Below are 19321 nucleotides of genomic sequence, written 5' to 3'. Positions count from 1 at the left end.
CCCCGCGCTAAACGCTCCGCTTTCACTGGCCCGGAACCCATGTCCCAGTTTGCCGTCTCTGCCAATGACATCGACATCTCCGGTATTTCGCTGGACATGCCGGTGCCGCTCGACTGGATGAACGCGGCGCTCGCTGACGCCGACGTCACCGGGCGCGCGCCAGGTCACCTCTCGGCCCGCCTCTCGCGGACGGGGAACGAGATCGTCGTGCGCGGCCGCGTCAAGGCGCCCGTCGCCACGCCCTGCGCGCGGTGCCTTGCCCCTGCCGCGCTGGACGTCGACGCCGAGCTCTCGCTCCTCTTGCGTCCTGCCCCGAAGGCGGACGGCCATGGCCACGGCCACCGGCGGGACGACGCTGCCCGCAACGGCGCGGCGAAGCCTGGGGCCGGCAAGGTCAAGGAGCCGGAGTACGAGTTCACGGCGGACGAGGCCGACGTCGACACGTACGACGGCGAGACGGTCGAGCTCGATCCGTTCATCCGCGAGGCCATTCTCCTCGAGATGCCGAACTTCCCCTTGTGCTCGGAGGCTTGCCCGGGTATCGGTCCTGCCGCGTCCCGAGAGGACCGCGAAGGCGGCTCCTCGGCCCTCGTCCGCGGGGCGGCGGAGGAGGATGAGGCCGCTCCAGGCCTCGACCCGCGGCTCGCGCCGCTCAGCGCGCTCCGAGAGAAGCTTGGACAGAAGCCCAGCGGCTCTGACACGCGCGCGCAACCTGCATCGACCCCCCCGGCCAAGGCCGGGACACCGAAGAAGAAGACCAAGAAGGAGTAGTTCCGTGGCCGTCCCCAAGAGGAAAACCACCCCCAGCAAGCGCGACATGCGGCGCGCTAACCACGACAAGGTCACCCCCGTCCAGCTCGTCTCCTGCGAGAACTGCGGGGAAGCCCGGCTCCCGCACCGCGCCTGTGGCGCCTGCGGGCACTACAACGGGCGCAAGGCGAAGGCGACCAAGGCGACCGCGGCCTCATGACGGGCGCGGGTGCGCCGGCGCGCGCGAACGCTGCGCCCGCGCACCTGGGCGCGGCGCCGGCTCGCGCGGACGCGCGAGGGGCCGTCGCATGAGCTCCCCGCGGCCGAGGAGCCGCATCCTCGGGACGGGCAGCTACGCGCCCGCCCGAGTCGTGCACAACACCGATCTCGAGAAGATCGTCGACACCTCCGACAGCTGGATCCGCGAGCGAACGGGGATTCACCGGCGTCATATCGCTGCCGAGGGAGAGGTCACGAGCGACATGGCCGCCGCGGCCGGCCGCTCTGCGCTGGAGGCCGCCGGGCTCTCGGCGGCTGACCTCGACATGATCATCGTCGGGACGATCAGCGGCGACACCCCGATGCCCTCCTGCGCCGTGTACGTGCAGCAGAAGCTCGGCGCTCAGGAGATCCCCGCGTTCGACATCTCGGCGGCCTGCGCCGGCTTCGTCTACGGCCTCACGATCGCCGATCAGTTCATCGCGAACGGTGTCGCCCGGCACGTCCTCGTGATCGGCGTCGAGCTGCTCTCGCGCATCCTGAACTGGAAGGATCGCACGACGTGCGTCCTGTTCGGCGACGGCGCCGGCGCGGTCGTGCTCGGGCCTGCGTCGGGCGACGGCAGGGGCATCATCTCGACGCGGATCTTCAGCGACGGCACGCTCGCGAACTCGCTGGTCATCCCGGGCGGCGGCACGGCCGAGCCGCTGACGCCCGAGGGCATCGAGCAGAGCCGCAACAAGGTCCACATGGTGGGGCAGGACATCTTCAAGGTCGCCGTGAAGAACCTCTCCAGCGCCTCGCTGATCGCGCTCGACACGGCGGGCATGGCGGCCGGCGACCTGGACTGGGTCGTCGCCCATCAGGCGAACCTGCGGATCATCAGCCAGGTCGCCGCGCGGCTCAGCCTCCCTCTGGAGAGGTTCGTGCTCAACATCGAGGAGTACGGCAACACGTCGAGCGCATCGATCCCCATCGCCCTCGATGAGGCGGTGCGCGACGGGCGCATCAAACCGGGGCAAAACGTCCTGTTCTGCGCGCTCGGCGCTGGCATCTCCTGGGGCGCGTCCGTCATCCGGATGTGAGCGGGCCATGCGCGTGTGCCCGCGTCGGGGTCGAGGTCTGCGTGTTCGCTTGAGCTCGCCGGGCGATCCGGCCTGAGGTAGTCTCGCGCGCGCTGGCCGCATGACGTGGTTCGGGGGACGGACGACGTCCGCCTCCCTGGCTTGGATTGAGGGCAAACGTGAAAATCGCTTGGCTGTTTCCAGGGCAAGGGGCGCAAGAGGTGGGGATGGGCAAGGCCCTCGCGGAGGTCTCGGCGGCCGCGCGCGGCGCGTTCGCGCGGGCGGACGCGGCGCTCGGCGAGCCGATCTCGCGGCTTTGCTTCGAGGGGCCGATGGAGGCGCTGACGCAGACGAGCAACACCCAGCCCGCCATCGTCGCGACGAGCTGCGCCGTGGCTGCGGCCCTCATCGAGCACCTGCCCAACCTCGAGCCGCCGCTGTACGCGGCCGGCCACTCGCTCGGCGAGTACAGCGCGCTGGTCGCTGCTGGCGCGCTCGAGATCGAGGACGCGGTGAGGCTCTGCCGGATCCGGGGCAGCGCCATGCAGGAGGCCGTACCGGCGGGCGAGGGGGCCATGGCGGCGCTCATCGCGCTCGACCAGGAGGTGGTGCTCGCGATCTGCGCCGAGGCGGCGCAGGGCGAGGTGGTCGCGCCGGCGAACTACAACGGGCCGGGGCAGATCGTGATCGCCGGGCACGCCGGCGCGGTCGCGCGCGCGGGCGAGCTCGCCGTCGCCCGCGGCGGCAAGGCCATCCCGCTCAAGGTGAGCGCTCCCTTCCACTGCGCGCTGATGCGGCCTGCGGCCGAACGCCTGCGCCCCGAGCTGGAGCGCACGCAGCTGATGCCGCTCGCCTTCCCCGTGATCGCGAACGTCGACGCCGCGCCGAACGCCGATTCGGAGCGGGTGCGGTCGCTCCTCCTGCGCCAGATCGATGGCACCGTGCAGTGGATGCGGACGATCGAGCGCATGGCGGAGGATGGCGTGACGCACGCCCTAGAGATCGGCCCTGGCAAGGTGCTGGCCGGGCTGGTGAAGCGGATCACGAAGCAGATCAAGGTGCTCAGCGTGAGCGACATGGCGGGGATTGAGCGCGTGAGCGCGTTCCTTTCGGAGGCATAGGCATCGATGTTCGACCTTACGGGCAAAGTTGCGATCGTCACGGGTGGATCGCGGGGGATCGGGCGTGCCGCGTCGGAGGCGCTCGCGGCGCAGGGCGCGCACGTGATCGTCAACTACGTGCGAGGAGAGGCCGAGGCGCGCGCGGTCGTCGACGCGATCACCGCGCGCGGCGGGAAGGCCGAGGCGCTCGGGTTCGACGTCGCGGACCTGCCGGCGACCGAGGCCGCCATCGCCGAGGCGGCGAAGCGCCTTGGCCGGCTGGACATCCTCGTCGCGAACGCGGGGATTGCGATCGACGGCCTGCTCCTGCGGATCAAGGAGGAAGACCTCGATCGCCTCTTCGCCGTGAACGTGAAGGGCTCGATCGCGTCCGCGCGCGCGGCGACCAAGGTCATGATGCGCGCGCGCACGGGCCGCATCGTCTTCCTCTCCAGCGTCGTGGCGGAGATGGGCAACGTCGGCCAGGCGGCGTACGCCGCGACGAAGGCGGCGCTGCTCGGCGTGACGAAGTCGCTCGCCCGCGAGTACGCGGGGCGCGGCATCACGGTCAACGCCGTGGCGCCGGGGTTCATCGACACCGACATGACGACGACGATCAGCGCGGAGATGAAAGAGGGGCTGACGAGGATGGTCCCGCTCGGGCGCACGGGCCGAGCAGAGGAGGTCGCCGCGGCGATCGCATTCCTATGCTCCGACGAGGCGAGCTACGTGACGGGCGAGACGCTGCGCGTCAACGGCGGGATGTACGTGTGAGAGCGCTGGCTTGAGGACCCCGGCTGCCAGGCGTCACGCACAGCGGCAAACCAGGCGCACACGAAAAAAGCGGTCGCAGGTAATTCGATGGTGCAACGCTGATGGCGATGGGCTACTAGGGGTTCCGTTTTCCCGGGAGGAATACCATGGCTGAAGGTCGCGACATCACGGCCGAAGTAAAGCGGATCATCAAGGAACAGCTCGACGTCGACGAGAAGGACATCAAGCCTGAGGCGAGTTTCATCGACGATCTGGGCGCCGATTCGCTGGGCCTGGTGGAGCTTGTCCTCGCGTTCGAGGAGGCGTTCGAGATCGACATTCCGGACGAGGACACGGAGAAGATCCGGACTGTCCAGGACGCGATTGACTACATCGAAAGGAATGCCAAGGACAAGAAGTAGCGTCCCCACCGCCCTACCGGACGCGGCGTCACCATGGAGGTGGGTTGGCGCGTGAGCCAGCGAAGGCTCTGCCCTTCGCCGATGCACGCGCTCTCACCTCTGTGGTGGCGCTAGGGCAAGAAGAGCCATGGAACGCGTTGTCATCACCGGTATCGGGCTCGTCACGCCCAATGGCCTCGGCACCCAGGCCACCTGGCAATCTTTGCTGGCTGGTCAGTCTGGTATCGCACCCATCACCCTCTTCGACGCGAGCACGTTTCCCACGCGCTTCGCCGGCGAGGTGAAGGGCTTCGTGCCCGAGGAGTACATGCCCAAGAAGAAGGTGAAGGAGATGGGCCGCTTCGCCCAGCTCTCCATCGCCGCATCGCAGATGTGCATGCAGGACTCGGGGATCGAGCTCACCGACGAGGACCGCGATCAGTGCGGCACGTTCATCGGTGTCGGCCTCGGCGGCCTCGAGTACCTGTTCCAGCACTCGATCACGCTGCACGAGAAGGGCCCCCACAAGGTCAGCCCCTACTTCATCCCGACGGTCATCGCGAACCTCGCCGCGGGGCAGGTGGCGCTGGCGCTCGACCTGCGGGGCGCGAGCTACTGCAACACGAGCGCGTGCTCGTCGAGCGCGCACTCGCTCGGCGAGGCGTTCGAGTGGATCCGCCGAGGTCGCTCGCACATCATGCTCACGGGCGGCGCGGAGGCGACGATCACCGGCCTTGGCATCGGCGGCTTCTGCGCGATGTTCGCCCTCTCGAGGCGCAACGACGAGCCGCAGCGGGCGAGCCGCCCCTGGGACAAGGGGCGCGACGGCTTCGTCTGCTCCGAGGGCGCCGGGTCGCTGCTGCTCGAGTCGCTCTCCCACGCGAAGAAGCGCGGCGCGAAGATCTACGCAGAGGTCGTCGGGTACGGCGCCTCGTGCGACGCGTACCACATCACGAAGCCGGCGCCCGACGGCGCTGGGGCGCAGCGAGCGATGAAGATGGCGCTCGACGACGCCAAGCTCGCGCCGGACGCGATCGACTACATCAACGCTCACGGCACCTCGACCCCGCAGGGGGACATCGAGGAGACCCGGGCGATCCTCAAGACCTTCGGCGATCACGCGGCGTCGAAGCGCCTCTGGGTGAGCTCGACGAAGTCCGCGATGGGCCACCTGCTCGGGGGCGCAGGTGGGGTCGAGGCGGCGGTCTGCGCCCTCGCGCTGCGCCACGGCGCTGTGCCGCCGACGCTCAACCTGGACGATCCCGACCCCGAGTGCGTCCTCGACTACGTCCCGTTCACCTCTCGCGAGCGCCGCATGAAGCACGTGATGTCGAACTCCTTCGGCTTCGGTGGCACCAACGTGTCGCTCGTGTTCTCCCAGTTCGACGGCTGATCGCGCGCCGCGCTGGATGGCTCGATGAAGTGCCCATTTTGCGGCCATCTCGAGGACCGGGTCATCGACTCCCGCGCTGGCGGCGCGGGTGAGGTGATCCGGCGGCGGCGCGAGTGCGCCTCGTGCGAGCGCCGGTTCACGACGTACGAGCGTGTCGAGGACATCCTGCCGACGGTCGTCAAGAAGGACGGTCGGCGCGAGTCGTTCGACCGGCAGAAGCTCGTGCGAGGGCTCCGGATCGCATGCAACAAGCGGCCCGTGTCCACCGACCAGATCGAGGCCATCGCCGACGCGATCGAGCGCGAGGCGCAGGAGTCCGAGCGGCGGGAGATCTTGTCGACCGAGCTGGGCGAGCGGGTGATGAACCACCTGCGTACCCTCGATGAGGTCGCCTATGTCCGGTTCGCAAGCGTTTATCGTTCCTTTCGGGACATTGACCAGTTCATGGTCGAGCTTGGCAAGCTTGTGAAGGCCAAGGCGCCCTAGTAGATCCGGCACTTCGATGTCTGCGAAGCCCCCCAGCCCCGATCCCGAGCTCGACGCCGCGATGATGCGCCTCGCCATCGAGGAGGCGCACAAGGCGATGCCGTCGCCGAACCCCCCGGTCGGCGCGGTGGTGCTGAACGCCGCGGGGGAGGTCGTCGCCGTCGCGCACCACGCGCGCGCTGGCGAGGAGCACGCCGAGGGGCTGGCGCTCGCGGCCGCCGGCGACGCGGCGCGCGGAGGGACGCTCTACGTGACGCTGGAGCCCTGCAACCACGAGGGGCGCACGCCGCCCTGCGTGGACGCGGTGCTGAGCGCCGGCATCAAGCGCGTCGTCGTCGGCGCGCCCGATCCGAACCCCGCGGTGGTCGGCGGCGGGGCGCAGCGGCTCAGCGACGCCGGGCTCGCCGTGGAGGTCGGCGTCGCCGGCGCCGAGGCTCGGGCGCTCATCGAGCCCTGGACCAAGTTCATCACGACGGGCATCCCCCACATCGCGCTCAAGCTCGCCCTGTCGCTGGACGGCCGCATCGCGACCCGCACGGGCGCCTCGAAGTGGGTCACCGGCCCCGAGGCGCGCGCCAAGGTCCAGGAGCTCCGCTCGCGGCACGACGCGGTGGCGATCGGGATCGGCACGGCGCTCGCCGACGACCCTCGGCTCACCCTGCGCGAGTCTGCGCTCGGGCCCGGGGGGCGGAGCCCCATCCGGCTCGTCTTCGACACGCGGCTCAGGCTGCCGCTCCACACGCGCCTCGCCCAGACGGCGCGGGAGGTGCCGACCTGGGTGCTCACGGGCGCCGACGCGCCCGAGGAGGCGGAGCAGGTGCTCGTCGACGCTGGCTGCGTCGTCCTGCGCGCGCCGACCTCGGCCGAGGGCCGGGTCGACGTGACCGCCGCGATGCGCCTCTGCGCCTCGCAGGGGATCGTCTCCATCCTTGTCGAAGGTGGCGCCGAGCTCGCCGGCAGCCTGCTCGCGTCGCGCCTGCCCGACGAGCTGCACGCCTTCGTCGCCCCGATCCTGCTCGGCCCCCGCGGCCGGCCGGGCGCGGTCGACTGGGCGGGCCCGGACACGCCAGGCGACGCGCCCCGGATCGTCGATCCACGCTGGGAGCTCTGCGGCCGCGACGCGTACGTCAGCGGCCCTCTCGCCTTCCCGGCGCGCAGCTGATCGGCGCGCCCGGGCGGATCAGCTCGCGGCTTCTGCGCCGCGCTTCTGCATCTTCCGCTGGACGATGCGCTTCTTGAGCGTGCCCATCCGGTCGATCATCAGCACGCCGTCGAGGTGATCGAGCTCATGCTGGATGGCCACGGCGAGCAGGCCGTCGGCCGCGATCTCGAACGTCGCCCCGTCGCGCCCGCGGGCGCGGACGGTGACGCGCTCGGCCCGCTTGATGTCCTCGCTGATGCCAGGGAACGAGAGGCACCCTTCGGGGCCGGTCAGCTGCCCCTCTTGCCGCACGATCTCCGGGTTGATGAACACGAGGAGGTTGCTCGGCTCGTTGTCCGCGGCGATGTCAACGAGGAAGACGCGGTGTGGCTCCCCGATCTGCGTGGCCGCGAGGCCAACGCCGGGCGCCGCGTACATGGTCTCGGCCATGTCGTCGATAAGCTTCGTGATTTCGGGCGTGATGTCCCCGACCGGCTGTGCCTTCTGACGCAGGCGCGGGTCGGGATAGTGGAGGATGGTGCGGATGGCCATGGCTACTCAGCATCATAACCTCCGTTCCTAGCTGGCGCCCGTCAAGACGCCCTCATCTCGCGTGTTGCGTGGGTTGCGTGGGTTGCGTGGGTTGCGCGTCGGCTGCGCGTCGGTCGCCGTGCTTCGCGCTGGCCACGCTGGCCAGCCTTCGCGCGGGCAGCCGCTAGCGATTTCGCCGGAACGAGGTCGACGTATCGACGCTGAGCCCGCGGGACTGAAGATCTTCCACGATGTCCGGCACCAGCCCGGAGGGGTGAAACGTCCCCTCGAGCGCGCCGCCGGCGGCCGTCCGCTCGACCACGAAGGTGAATACGTCGCGAATGGCGATCTGCCCGCCCTCCACCGCGAGCTCCGCGATGCGGAGCACCCGGTGGCGACCGTCGCGGAGCAGCGCGATCTCGATCGCGAGGTCGAAGGACGAGGCGAGCCACTCGCGCGCCGTCTCCGGCGTGATCCCGGGGCGGGTCGCGGCGATGTCGGCGGGGAGCCTCGTCACTGCCTGCCGCAGCGTCGGCGCGCGGGAGGCCGCGAGCACGCCGTCCATGCCGCCGCCGATGGCGTCCACGATTTCGGCCGCGACGTGGCCCGAGAACGAGCTCACCACGACCCGCTCCGGCCGGATGCGTACGGCCGCCCGCACGGCCCGGGTGCGTTCGTCCGTCGTGGCCCCGAGCGCGATGGACAGCGTGTTCGGCTGATCGAGGGCGAGCTCGTCCTCTTCCTGGAGCACCACGACCCGGTCGTCGGGCTGCGCCGCGGCAGCGAGCGCGCCGAGCAGCCAGCCCGTCCCGGCGTCCCGCGTCCCGGTGACGAGGAGGTTGCCGCGACCGAGCACGCACTGGGCGAGCAACCCGGCCATCGCGCGCGAGATCGTCCCGTTGCGCACCAGGTCGTCCAGCGTGACGTCGGGGCGCTGTGGCTTCCGGATCACCAGGGTGGAGGTCGCGGCCGGCGGCAGCACCGCGAACAGGCGGCGCCCCTTCGGCAGGGTCCGCTCGACGAAGCTCGCGCCCGCCTCGATCGGCTGGCCGGCCGCCATGCAGAGCCGGCGGATGGCCCGGCCGACCGCGCGCTCGCTGCTGAACCCGACCTCCGCGATGACGCGCCTGCGCCCGTGCATCGCGATCACGTGGTCGTAGCGGAACACCTGGATCTCGCTCACCTCGGCGTCTTCGAGCAAGCGGTCGAGCGGGCCGAGCGAGAGGAGCTCCCGCTGCGCGTCGGCCACGAGCGCCTCGGCGTCGACCTCGGGGGGGAGCTCGCCCGCCGCGCGCAGCGCCTCCGCGCCTGCGGCGCTCGCCTGCGCGATGCGCTGGGCGAGCGCGCCGTCCGGCGGCGCGCCGCTGTCGAGCGGCGTGAGATCGACCACGTCGGCGAGCCGCTCCATGAGGCGCCCGAGCGCCCGGCGGTGCGCCACGGCATGCGCCGAGTCGCCCTGTCCCCGGTCGACCCGATCCGAGACGGGCGGGATGGCGCGCCGGCTCGGGATGGGGACCACGCTCGGATGGACGGCGACGTTCGAGGCGCCCTGCGGCGACACCGCGGAGGTGCTCGTTGCGCTCTGTGCAGGCAGCGGGGTCGCGGTCGCGTACGGGCGCGGCGCCTGCGGGGGTGGGGGGGCGGCGTTGACGGCGCGGCCGTCGCGCGCCGGCGGTGCGGTGGTCATCGCCGGGTGCGCAGGCAGCGGCGGGACGGACACACCGCCCTGCGAGCCTGGCGTGAGGGGCGGACGAGGCGAGGGGATGCGCGGCGGACCGGGGACGGGGATGGCCGCGGCCGCGTCGACCGACTCGTCCGGATCGTTCTCGAGGGGGAAGTGGCTGATCACGCCCTGGCTCGTGCGCGACGGCTCGCCCCTCTCGTTGATCAGCGGCAACGGCGCCGACCGGTGCAGCCCTTTCTCGGCGGACGGCGGCGGCCCGCGATCGGGCAGAGGTCCCGGCTCGCCGGACATCTCTTCCGGCGCGCGCGGAGGCGCCGTGCTGTCCGGAGGGGCCGTCCCGGCCGCCGCCGTCTCGATCCGCAGCACGAAGTCGCCGATGTAGATCTTGTCGCCTTCGCGAACGATCGTCGCCTGAGCGATCTTCCGGCCGTTGACGTACGTGCCGTTCGTGCTCTTGAGATCGGTGACGATGAAGCGCCCGTCGCGGAAGAGCAGCCGGGCGTGTCGCTTCGACACGTTGCCCTTCGGCAGCATCAGGTCGTTGCCCTGCACGCGGCCGACGTTGATCTCTGTCCGGTCGAAGGTTTCGCGGCGCTCCGCGCCCCCTTTCTCGCTGATGATCACCGAGAACATCTCGTCGCCTCGCGGGGCCAGGGCGGAGGTGAGACCCGATGCCCTCGCCACGCCATACGAGCAAGCTCGAACAGACATGTCAACGAGATGCCTTCGATTCCTGCTCCCGAGCGGCGAGCGGGCTCGGGCCCGGGACTGCGCCGCCTGCGCCGCCTGCGCCACGTGAGCGCACGGGGCGCGGTGCAGGTCGCGCGCGATGGCGGTCCGGGGATCGATCCGCCGAGCTGTCGCGCCAGCGCGCGCAGGGGGAACGTCGGCGAACAGGCTGAGCCGGCGCCGCCCGGTGCGTGATGTCCTTCGAGCAGGTCGCCTGCTCCGCTGCGACGCTCGATCGATGTCCTCGGCAAAAAGCGCCGCAAGCGCCTGGCCTGCGCTGGGAGAGCGCCCGGAGCGCGCTGCGTCGCTCGCTCCCACGACGCGCGCAGCACGAGGAGCGCGCCCGAGTCGCCGCGCCATTGCGGCGGAGGCCAGGAGAGCGCTGCCCGACGTGCGAGGCTCGCTGCGTGACATGGCGAAGCCCCCACGGACCACGACGCCCTGCGCGGGCCGAAGGACAAGGTTCTTCGATAAAAGCGCAAAACTTGACGGTTGCGCGAATTCTGCTTCGCACCCCACGGCGCGCCGTCACCGCGCGTGATCGTGGACTCGCCGTCAGGATCCGCTGTACGGCGCGAAATTCTCATCGGAGGCTGCTGAAACCGGAGACTGCCGGTGAAGCGGTACTGCCTCGCGCAAGCGCCCGCCGAACCATCATCGCTGCTTGACCTTGGCGCATCGAGCCGTTTACGTTGGCGCCCGCTCGGACCGGGGAGAATCGTCGAAGTCGCCGCGCACGCACATCAACCAGCGGCTGGGCAGCCGCCCTGCGCAAGCTGGATCTGTCTACGAGGGGGGTTTGCTGCATGCAGCCAAGCCCGCATCGGAATCAGGGACCGCAGCCGTGGTCACCTCCCGACTGCCAGCCTGCGCGCCTCGGGTATCGACGAGCTCTGAAGTGGAGGAAATATGGCAGTTGGCAAGGTTAAGTGGTTCAACGACGAGAAGGGTTGGGGCTTCATCAAGCAAGAGACTGGCCCCGACGTCTTCGTTCACTATTCGCAGATCAACGGGGAGGGGCGCCGCCGTCTGTTCGAGGACGAGACCGTTGAATTTGAGATCAAAGAAGGTCCCAAAGGTCTGCAGGCGGTCAACGTGATCCGCGCCACCGCCTGACTTTCCTCCTGACCAGAGCCCCACCGGACTGCCCGCGCAGCGCCCCCGCTGCGCTCGAGTCACGGCATTGCCGAGCCCCGAACATCGCGCGCCCGCCTGGACGGTCGTGCGTGCGGCGGATGGATTGCGCGCGGCTCCGGTGGGGCGCTCGGCCGAGCGCCGAGCGCGCGGCGGGCTCATCGCTCGGGGACCGGGACCTCGCGGAACGCGTCTTGACCCGGGACGAAGCGGTGCGACGTGATGCCCCCGATCGTCCCCGCGTCGTCGATCTCGTAGACATTGAACCCGGCCATCCGTTCGTCGCTGTCGTGAAGGAGCGAAGCGCTGGTGGCGCCCACGGCGTCGATGTGACCCCGCTCGGTGTGCAGCTTGCGGTGAATGCGCCGGTGCAGGTGCCCATGCAGCAGCAAGCCGCGGCGCACCTGCCGCAGCAGCCGCCCCTCTGCCGCGGCATCACCCAGGCCTTCCAGCAAGGTCTTCGCCCGGCTCGCCGGGTTATGGAAGGGGTGGTGCTGGAGCACGACCGGCGTTCGCCGCCGCACCTCCGGGTGTTCTAGCGCTCGCTCGAGCGCGCGCAGCTGGACGGGGCCGAGCCGCCCCGACGCCACCAGCGGGGGACGCGGCCAGGCGGTCGAGAGGCCGATGATCGCGACGGGCCCGCGCAGGTGCACGAAGGGGAACGCCGAGCCTCCGCCATCGCGGGTGGCCCCACCGTCGTCGCTCTTCCCGGGCGCGTCGAGGACGAGGTCGGAGCGCAGGTACGGCGCGAAGTACCGAGAGAAGCGCTGCGAGCGGTGCGCGCCCTTCGTGTACGCGTCGTGGTTCCCCGGGACGATGCTCACCCGCTCGGGCGGAAGGCCGAGACCGCTCTGCAAGAAGTCGCGGACCAGGACGAACTCTCGCTCGAGCGCGAGGTTCGAGACATCGCCGGTGATGACGACGTGGTCCACGTCGAGCCGCCGTATCTCCCGCGCCGCGGCGTGCACCGCGTGCGGCTTGTGGATGGCGTGGCGCCGGAAGCGGAGGTTGAGGTAGCCCGTGAGGCGCTTGTTCAGGAGCCGGAACGGGATGGCCCCCTCGAGGGAGAGGAGGTGCAGGTCGGAGAGGTGCGCGATCCTCACGGGCGCAGTATGGGCTCTTCCGGCGCGGCGGCCAACCGCCGCGGCTCAGGCGTCGCGCGCGCAGCGGAAGCCGCGCCACGCGCGGCGGCTGGTCGGCGAGTCGTGCCCCCGCGCGGCGCCACGCAGCCAGGGCCGCCCCAGGATGTAGCTGCCGCCGCGCAGCACGCGCTCCTCCCCCATGTCGGGCCCCCGCGGGTTCTTCGCGCTGCCGCTTGGATACTCGGGATGGTAGTAGTCAGCCACCCACTCCTCGACGTTGCCGGCGAGGTCGTCGATGCCGTCGGGGGTGCGGCCGGCCACGAGCGAGCCGACGGGCGCGAGCTCGAGGAAGCCGTCGCCGTCGTCGAGCTCGTCGAACGACAGCCTCCCGTGGTTCGCGTGGAATGGGTTGTAGACATGGCCCCAGGGGTAGCGGCGCCCGGCCGCGCCCCGCGCCGCCCGCTCCCATTCGGCCTCGGTGGGCAGGCGACCGCCGGCCCAGACGCAGTAGCGCTGCGCGTCGCTCCACGAGACGAGCACCACCGGCACCTCGGGCCGATCGAACCGCTGCCCGCCGGAGGCATACGGAGGTTCGGCGCAGACGCCGGCCGAGACGCACCGGCGGTAGCTCGCGACGGTCACCTCGGTTCGGTCGATCCAGAAATCCGACAGGTACACCTCGTGGGGCACGAGCTCGTTCGCGAAGCTCGCCTCGGTCTCGTCGACGCACAGCTCACCGGCCGGCTCGAGCTTGCAGAGCGTCACCGCGTGCGCGATCTCGACCTCGCTCGATCCCATCGTGAAGCTCCCCGCGCGCACGAGGACGGCAGGTGGACCGGGCGCGCGCAGCGCGACGACGCTCGCGGGCGAGCGCGCGGCGGACGCCGAGAGCGCGGCCTCCGCGCGCGCCGGGAGGCGCGGGGCGCGCCGCGCGCGGGATGGTGGAGCGGCCACGCCGGCCAGGGAGAACGCGACGAGCGAGGCCACCGTGGCCAGCGTGAAGAGGGCCGCCGGACGCATGTCGGAGACGTAGCATGCTCCAGCCTCGCGGACTGTTTCCGCCTCTTCCGGCTTCGCTCGATGCGGCGGTCAGTCGTCTCGGACGTCATGACCGCAGCGGGCCGCCTGGTCGAGCGTTCGACCCTGCGCAGCGCGGCGCACTTTCGCGGCGCGCCGCGCGACGCGCCGCAAAAGTGCGCTGCGCGCCGAGGAGCGATAGACTCGAGGGGCTCGATGTCAACCCTTATGGACAACGCGAACACGGTGAGCGCGGAGGTCGACGCCGCGGTGATCGAAGCGCTGCATGAGGCGCTCGAGAGCGGAGAGCTCGTGCTCTTCGTGGGGGGAGGCATCTCGGCCGCGGCCGGGCTGCCGACGTGGCGTCAGCTCGTCGACCTGCTCGTCGAGAGGGTGCGCGAGCAGACCGGCGACGAGGTCGCGATCGCCGAGGTCGCGGCCCTCGCGCGATCGCAGCGCTACAGCGAGGCGCTGGGCGCGGCGGAGCAGGCGCTCGGCCCGGCGGAGTTCAACGCGTTCGTCGAGGACGCGCTCGACGACGAGGGGCTCGAGCCGCCGCGGATCGCGATCGCCATCGCCGCGCTGCGAGACAAGCTGCGCGCCGTGCTCACCACGAACCTGAACCACCTGCTCGAGCGCGCCTTCGGCTTCGAGTGGGACACCATGTGGCGCGTCACCGACGAGGTCGCGTGGCGGCGGCGGTTCATCCTCAAGCTGCACGGCACGCTGAAGGAGCCGCACAGCTGGGTGTTCGCGCGCGAGCGGTTCCTCGCGTCGATCGCGCCGCCCGACGTGCGCAAGTCGCTCTCGACCGTGCTCTCGCGGTGCCCCGTGCTCTTCATCGGCTTCGGACGCGCCGACGGGAACTTCGACGAGATGCTGGCGGACATCCACGCGCTCTCGGGCGCCTCGCCGCCGCCCCGCTTCGTCATCGCTCCGGGCTCGAGCCTGACGCCGCTCCGCCGCAAGACGCTCGCGGACATGGGGTTCCTGCTCCTGCCTTACGACACCCCCGACGGCAGCCACGACCGGGTGCTCGCGATCCTCGAGCGCACGTGCGCGCCCCGGCCGCGCGCGATCACGTCGCGCGGTCGCTCGATCCTCCCGCCCCCGATCCCCGATCTCGAGCTCCCGCCCTCGTCGTCGGCGCTCGGCGCGCCGTACGACCTCCCGCCGGACTCGGCCGCGTACGACGACACGGTCACGATGACGGGGGCGCTCGAAGCGTCGCGGCGCGAGCGCGTCTCCGAGCCTCCGGCGAGCCCGATAGAGGTCTTCTTCTCGTACTCGGAGAGCAACCGCGAGCTGCGCGACAAGCTCGAGACGCACCTCGCCATCCTCAAGCGCAAGGGCGTCATCCGCGGCTGGCACGACGGCGAGATCGGCGCTGGCGAGGAGCGCGACGCGGCGCTGGCCGAGCACCTCGAGACCGCGAAGGTCGTCCTCCTGCTCATCAGCGCGGACTTCCTCGCGTCGGACTTCTGCTACGACGTCGAGATGCGGAAGGCGATCGAGCGCCACGAACGGGGTGAGGCGCGCGTCATCCCCGTCATCCTCGACGCCTGCGACTGGGAGGGCGCGCCCTTCGGCAGGCTGGCCAGCTTGCCGCGGGGCGGGCGCCCGGTGACGAGCTGGGTCAACCAGAGCGAGGCGTTCACGGACATCGCAAAGGGCATCCGAAAGCAGGTCGAGCAGCTCACCCAAAACCCCTCCTGAGCTCACCGAGCGCCGGCGCCCAGCCGGTGAGCCATTCAGAGGTGCCACCGCCGCCCGGGATCTGGAGCGTCCCCGCGTCGACCAGCCGGAACCTGGCCGCGCGCGACGATCTGCTCGCCGAGATCGGCGCCGCGCTCGCCAGGCGCGGCGTGGCGCCGCTCTGCGGGCTCGGCGGCACCGGCAAGACCAAGCTCGCCATCGAGTACGCGTACCGCAACGCCGGCGCTTACGACACCGTCTTCCTGATCGACGGTCAGAGCCAGGCGACGATGGACGCCTCCTTCGTCACGCTCGCCGCGGAGATGAGGCTGCCCGAGCACGACCAGCAGGATCCCGCGCGCGCGGTCGGCGTGGTGCGCAGCAAGCTCGGGCGCCGCGGTCGCTGGCTCCTCCTCTTCGATGGCGTGCGCGACCCGAGCGAGGTCGAGCCCTACATCCCGAGCGTCTCCCACGGCGGCCACATCCTCACGACGTCGCAGAACCCTATCTGGCGCGGTCTCACGACGGTGAACGTCCGCGGCATCGAGCGCGCCGAGTCGGTGCGCTTCCTGCTCCAGCGCACGGGCGAGACCGACGCGGAGTCGGCCGACGCGCTCGCAGAGGAGCTCGGGGATCTGCCGCTCGCGCTGGCGCAGGCTGGCGCTTACATCGAGGAGACCGGGCGCCCGCTCGCGGAGTACCTCGCCCTGTTCCGGCAGCGGCCGGCCGCGCTCCTGGAGCGCCCCGTCAGCTTCCCGGTGACGGTCGCGACCGCCTGGGAGAGCTCGCTCGCGGCCGTCTTCAGCCACCAGGCTGCGGCGGAGCTCCTCAGCTTGTGCTCGTTCCTGCCGATGGACGCGATCCCTCGGCGGTCGCTCGGCGAATACGATCCGCTCGCGCTCGACGACGCCATCGCGATGCTGCGGCTGCACTCGCTGATCGAGGTGCGGCCGCACGCGCTCAGCGTCCACCGCCTCGTGAAGATCGTCGTCCGCAACCAGCTGCGGCGGGACGATCGGCGGCGATGGATGGAAGCGGCGCGCCGCATCGTTCAGGCTTCCGGCCGGATCGCCCCGAGCACGGAAGAGGACCGCGAAGGTAGGACGGAGCCGGAGTCGGGGTAAGGCAAGCCCCCCACGAGACGATGGAGGTTCGACCCGCATGTATCCGCCGAGAGCGTCAACTACCGTCTCTTCCTGGGTCTTTTCCGACCGCGTATTCTCGTTGCGCGTCAGGTCCGTCGTGAGACTTTAAGGCCCGCGAGAGGAACTATGGTTGCCTTGGCGACGAGCCCCGCCGATGTGTTCTTCTCCTACTCTCCGAGGGACGAGGACCTGCGGCCCAAGATCGAGACCCACCTCGACGCGCTGAAACGGCAGGGGGTCATCCGGAATTACCAGGGCTTCGCGCTCGGCGGAGGGAGGGAGCGGCGAGAGGCGACCGCGGCGAGGCTGCGCGAGGCGCGGGTCGTGCTGCTGCTCGTGAGCGCGGACTATCTCTCCACCGACGCGTGGCTCTCTCCGGAGATGCGAGAGGCGATCGCCCGCCACGAGGCCGGCGAGTGCCGGGTCATCCCCGTGATCCTGCGGCCCTGCGCCTGGGAGAAGACGCTGCTCGGCGAGCTGCAGCCGCTGCCGCGCCGCGCGCGGCCCGTGACGAGCTACCCCAACCAGAGCGAGGCGTTCACGGAGATCGCGAAGGGGATCCGGAGCGCCGTCCGCGAGACGGAGCCGCCGACGCAGCGGCCGGCCGCGCGAAGGCCGTCGAGCTCGCCCGACGTGGAGCCCCACATCAAGAAGCTGCCGCCGCGGAACCCGGGCTTCACCGGGCGCGACCAGCTCCTGAGCGAGCTGCGCAGCACGCTCACCACGGGGGGGCCCGCCGCGCTCACGCAGTCCATCAGCGGCCTCGGCGGCGTCGGCAAGACGCAGCTCGTCGCCGAGTACGCGCACCGGTACGCGAGCCAGTACAACGTCGTCTGGTGGATCCGCGCCGAGGAGCCGGCCACAGCGGCCGAGGATTTTGCGCGCCTCGCCGCGGCCCTCGACCTGCCAGAGCAGAACGAGGCCGACCAGCGGATCGCGATCGAGGCGGCCCGGTCGTGGCTGTCGCGCAACGACAAGTGGCTCCTCATCTTCGACAACGTGAACGACCCGCAGGACGTCGCCCCGTACCTGCCGCACCCGCGCACCGGGCACATCCTCATCACCTCGCGCAACCCGAGCTTCCGCGGCATCGCCACCCCGCTCACCGTGCCGGCGCTCGATCGCGCCGACTCGGTGAAGTTCCTGCTCGATCGGACCGGGCAGAGCGACGCGCGCGCCGCGGAGAAGCTCGCCGAGACGCTCGGGGATCTCCCCCTCGCGCTGGTGCAGGCGGCGGCGACCATCAAGGAGACGGGATCGTCGATCGCGACCTACCACGCCGCCTTCGGCGATCACCAGCGCGGGCTCCTGCTCCGCGGCATGCCGATGGACTACCCGACGCCGATCGCCACGACCTGGGGCCTCGCGTTCCAGGAGGCGCAGCGCTTCTCGCCCGTCGCGGTCGACCTCTTGAGCCTGTGCGCGTACCTGGCGCCCGATGACATCCCGCGCGAGGGCCTCGCCGACGCCGCGCCGCACCTGCCGGCGGCGCTCGCGGAGGCGCTGAGCGATCCGCTGATGCTCGACGAGGCGGTCGCCGCGCTCCGCCGCTACTCGCTCATCGACGTGCACGAGGGCGCGCTCTCCGTGCACCGGCTCGTCCAGGCGGTGGTCCGCGATCGCCTCTCGCCCGAGGACCGGAAGGTGTGGGCCGAGGCGGCGGTCCGGCTCGTCGACCACGCGTTCCCCGAGAGCAGCGACGAGGTCGAGACGTGGCCGTTCTGCGCCCGATGGCTTCCGCACGCGCTCGCCGCGGCGAGCCAGGCCGAAGCGCACGACGTCGCGCGGGAGGTGCGCGGGCGGCTCCTCGCCCGCTTCGCCGTTTACCTGCAGGGGCGCGCCGCGTTCGCGGAGGCGAAGGGGTACCTGGAGCGGGCGCTCGCGCTCCACGAGGCGGTGTTCGGCCACGACGATCCGAAGGTCGCGGCCGTGCTGCGCAGCCTCGGCAGCGTCCTCCACGACCTCGGCGATCTCGGCGGCGCGCGGGCACACCTGGAGCGCGCGCTGGCGATCGACATCGCGAGCTTCGGCCCCGATCACCCGGACGTCGCGCGCGACGTGAACGACCTCGGCAGCGTGCTCATGGACCAGGGCGATCTGCCGGGCGCCCGCAAGCACCTGGAGCGCGCCCTCGCCATCGACGAGGCGACGTACGGCCCCGACGATCCGAGCGTCGCGATACGGCTCAACAACCTGGGCGCCCTCTTCCGCGACCTCGGCGACTTCGCGGGCGCGCGCGTGCACCTCGAGCGGGCGCTCGCCATCGACATCCGCGCCTACGGCCCGGACCACCCGACGGTCGCGATCGGGCGCACGAACCTCGGCCGGCTGCTCCACGATCTCGGCGACCTCAAGGGAGCGCGCGAGCAGTTCGAGGAGGCGCTCAAGATCGATGAGCACAGCTACGGCCTCTACCACCCGCGCTTCGCGCTCGCGCTGAACAACCGCGGGCGCGTGCTGCGCGATCTCGGAGACCTGGCCGGGGCGCGCGCCGACTTCGAGCGGGCGCTCGCGATCGTCGAGGACACCTACGGGCCGGATCACCCGGACGTGGCGCGGGACATCAACAACCTCGGCAGCGTGCTGCGCGACCTCGGCGATCTCGAGGGCGCGCGCGCGAACTTCGCGCGCGTGCTGAAGATCGCCGAGGCGACCTACGGCCCGGACCACCCGGCGGTGGCGATCGGCTGCAACAACCTCGGCAGCGTGCTGCAAGCGCTCGGCGAGCTGCCCGGGGCGCGCGAGCAGCTGGAGCGCGCGCTCGGCATCGCGCAAGCCACGTACGGTCCGGATCACCCGGTCGTGGCGAGCATCGTGAACAACCTCGGGCGCGTCTTGCAGGCGCTCGGCGATCTGTCGGGCGCGTGGCAGCAGATCGAGCGCGCCGTGGCGATCGCCACGAAGGCGCTCGGGCCGTCGCACCCGTCCGTGCAGATCTTCTCGCGGAACCTGGCGCGCCTCGGCGACGCCCTGGGGAGCAGCGCCGAGGCGACCTGA

At 71.2% G+C, this 19321-nt stretch carries 17 protein-coding genes; 13 read left to right on the top strand and 4 right to left on the bottom strand.

What is annotated here, in order from left to right; genetic code table 11:
* Window positions 1-39 precede the first annotated feature (39 nt).
* The 9 genes from WMF44_RS20785 to ribD all read left to right on the top strand — a co-directional run bounded on the left by WMF44_RS20785 (window position 40) and on the right by ribD (window position 7328).
* Complete coding sequence (locus WMF44_RS20785; protein ID WP_437300849.1) at window positions 40-771, top strand: YceD family protein; 732 nt, start codon at window positions 40-42, stop codon at window positions 769-771.
* A 4-nt stretch (window positions 772-775) separates the two neighbouring features.
* The gene (gene rpmF, locus WMF44_RS20780) at window positions 776-970 is read left to right on the top strand and encodes a 50S ribosomal protein L32 (RefSeq protein ID WP_012236448.1); all 195 of its coding nucleotides are present in this window, start codon (window positions 776-778) and stop codon (window positions 968-970) included.
* Between the two features lie 88 nt (window positions 971-1058).
* Complete coding sequence (locus WMF44_RS20775) at window positions 1059-2054, top strand: beta-ketoacyl-ACP synthase III (RefSeq protein WP_437300848.1); 996 nt, start codon at window positions 1059-1061, stop codon at window positions 2052-2054.
* Between the two features lie 158 nt (window positions 2055-2212).
* On the top strand, window positions 2213-3154 hold the full coding sequence (gene fabD / locus WMF44_RS20770) for an ACP S-malonyltransferase (RefSeq protein WP_437300847.1): 942 nt from the start codon (window positions 2213-2215) through the stop codon (window positions 3152-3154).
* Window positions 3155-3160: 6 nt separating this feature from the next.
* Window positions 3161-3907: a 3-oxoacyl-ACP reductase family protein gene (locus tag WMF44_RS20765; RefSeq protein ID WP_437300846.1), complete on the top strand. Its 747-nt coding sequence runs from the start codon at window positions 3161-3163 to the stop codon at window positions 3905-3907.
* Window positions 3908-4053: 146 nt separating this feature from the next.
* Window positions 4054-4308: an acyl carrier protein gene (gene acpP, locus WMF44_RS20760; protein WP_012236444.1), complete on the top strand. Its 255-nt coding sequence runs from the start codon at window positions 4054-4056 to the stop codon at window positions 4306-4308.
* A gap of 127 nt (window positions 4309-4435) precedes the next feature.
* Entirely contained in the window at window positions 4436-5680 is a 1245-nt protein-coding gene (gene fabF / locus WMF44_RS20755) for a beta-ketoacyl-ACP synthase II (protein WP_437300845.1), read from the top strand.
* A gap of 24 nt (window positions 5681-5704) precedes the next feature.
* On the top strand, window positions 5705-6166 hold the full coding sequence (gene nrdR, locus WMF44_RS20750; protein ID WP_012236442.1) for a transcriptional regulator NrdR: 462 nt from the start codon (window positions 5705-5707) through the stop codon (window positions 6164-6166).
* 16 nt (window positions 6167-6182) lie between these two features.
* Window positions 6183-7328 (top strand): bifunctional diaminohydroxyphosphoribosylaminopyrimidine deaminase/5-amino-6-(5-phosphoribosylamino)uracil reductase RibD, encoded by a 1146-nt coding sequence (gene ribD, locus WMF44_RS20745; RefSeq protein WP_437300844.1) that lies wholly within the window; start codon window positions 6183-6185, stop codon window positions 7326-7328.
* Between the two features lie 18 nt (window positions 7329-7346).
* Here the strand turns inward: ribD and def are convergent, their stop codons facing one another.
* Window positions 7347-7859, bottom strand: coding sequence for a peptide deformylase (def, locus tag WMF44_RS20740; protein ID WP_437300843.1), 513 nt, complete (start codon window positions 7857-7859; stop codon window positions 7347-7349).
* A gap of 163 nt (window positions 7860-8022) precedes the next feature.
* On the bottom strand, window positions 8023-10155 hold the full coding sequence (locus WMF44_RS20735; protein WP_437300842.1) for an ATPase, T2SS/T4P/T4SS family: 2133 nt from the start codon (window positions 10153-10155) through the stop codon (window positions 8023-8025).
* Window positions 10156-11160: 1005 nt separating this feature from the next.
* Between WMF44_RS20735 and WMF44_RS20730 the strand changes: the two genes are divergently transcribed.
* On the top strand, window positions 11161-11367 hold the full coding sequence (locus WMF44_RS20730; RefSeq protein WP_012236438.1) for a cold-shock protein: 207 nt from the start codon (window positions 11161-11163) through the stop codon (window positions 11365-11367).
* A gap of 176 nt (window positions 11368-11543) precedes the next feature.
* On the opposite strand, the gene WMF44_RS20725 is transcribed toward WMF44_RS20730, so the two are convergent.
* Window positions 11544-12488 carry a metallophosphoesterase family protein gene (locus tag WMF44_RS20725; protein ID WP_437300841.1) on the bottom strand — a complete coding sequence of 315 codons (945 nt, stop codon included), beginning with the start codon at window positions 12486-12488 and terminating at the stop codon, window positions 11544-11546.
* 45 nt (window positions 12489-12533) lie between these two features.
* Window positions 12534-13487 (bottom strand): formylglycine-generating enzyme family protein, encoded by a 954-nt coding sequence (locus WMF44_RS20720; protein ID WP_437300840.1) that lies wholly within the window; start codon window positions 13485-13487, stop codon window positions 12534-12536.
* A 213-nt stretch (window positions 13488-13700) separates the two neighbouring features.
* Between WMF44_RS20720 and WMF44_RS20715 the strand changes: the two genes are divergently transcribed.
* From WMF44_RS20715 to fxsT, 3 genes are all read left to right on the top strand, one after another.
* Window positions 13701-15200 carry an SIR2 family protein gene (locus WMF44_RS20715; protein ID WP_437300839.1) on the top strand — a complete coding sequence of 500 codons (1500 nt, stop codon included), beginning with the start codon at window positions 13701-13703 and terminating at the stop codon, window positions 15198-15200.
* Between the two features lie 26 nt (window positions 15201-15226).
* Window positions 15227-16303: an ATP/GTP-binding protein gene (locus WMF44_RS20710; RefSeq protein WP_437300838.1), complete on the top strand. Its 1077-nt coding sequence runs from the start codon at window positions 15227-15229 to the stop codon at window positions 16301-16303.
* Window positions 16304-16450: 147 nt separating this feature from the next.
* Window positions 16451-19321 (top strand): FxSxx-COOH system tetratricopeptide repeat protein, encoded by a 2871-nt coding sequence (gene fxsT / locus WMF44_RS20705; protein WP_437300837.1) that lies wholly within the window; start codon window positions 16451-16453, stop codon window positions 19319-19321.

It is taken from the genome of Sorangium sp. So ce426 (assembly GCF_051475585.1).
GTDB classification, from domain to species: domain Bacteria; phylum Myxococcota_A; class Polyangia; order Polyangiales; family Polyangiaceae; genus Sorangium; species Sorangium cellulosum_B.
This window is presented reverse-complemented; position numbering and strand designations above follow the sequence as displayed.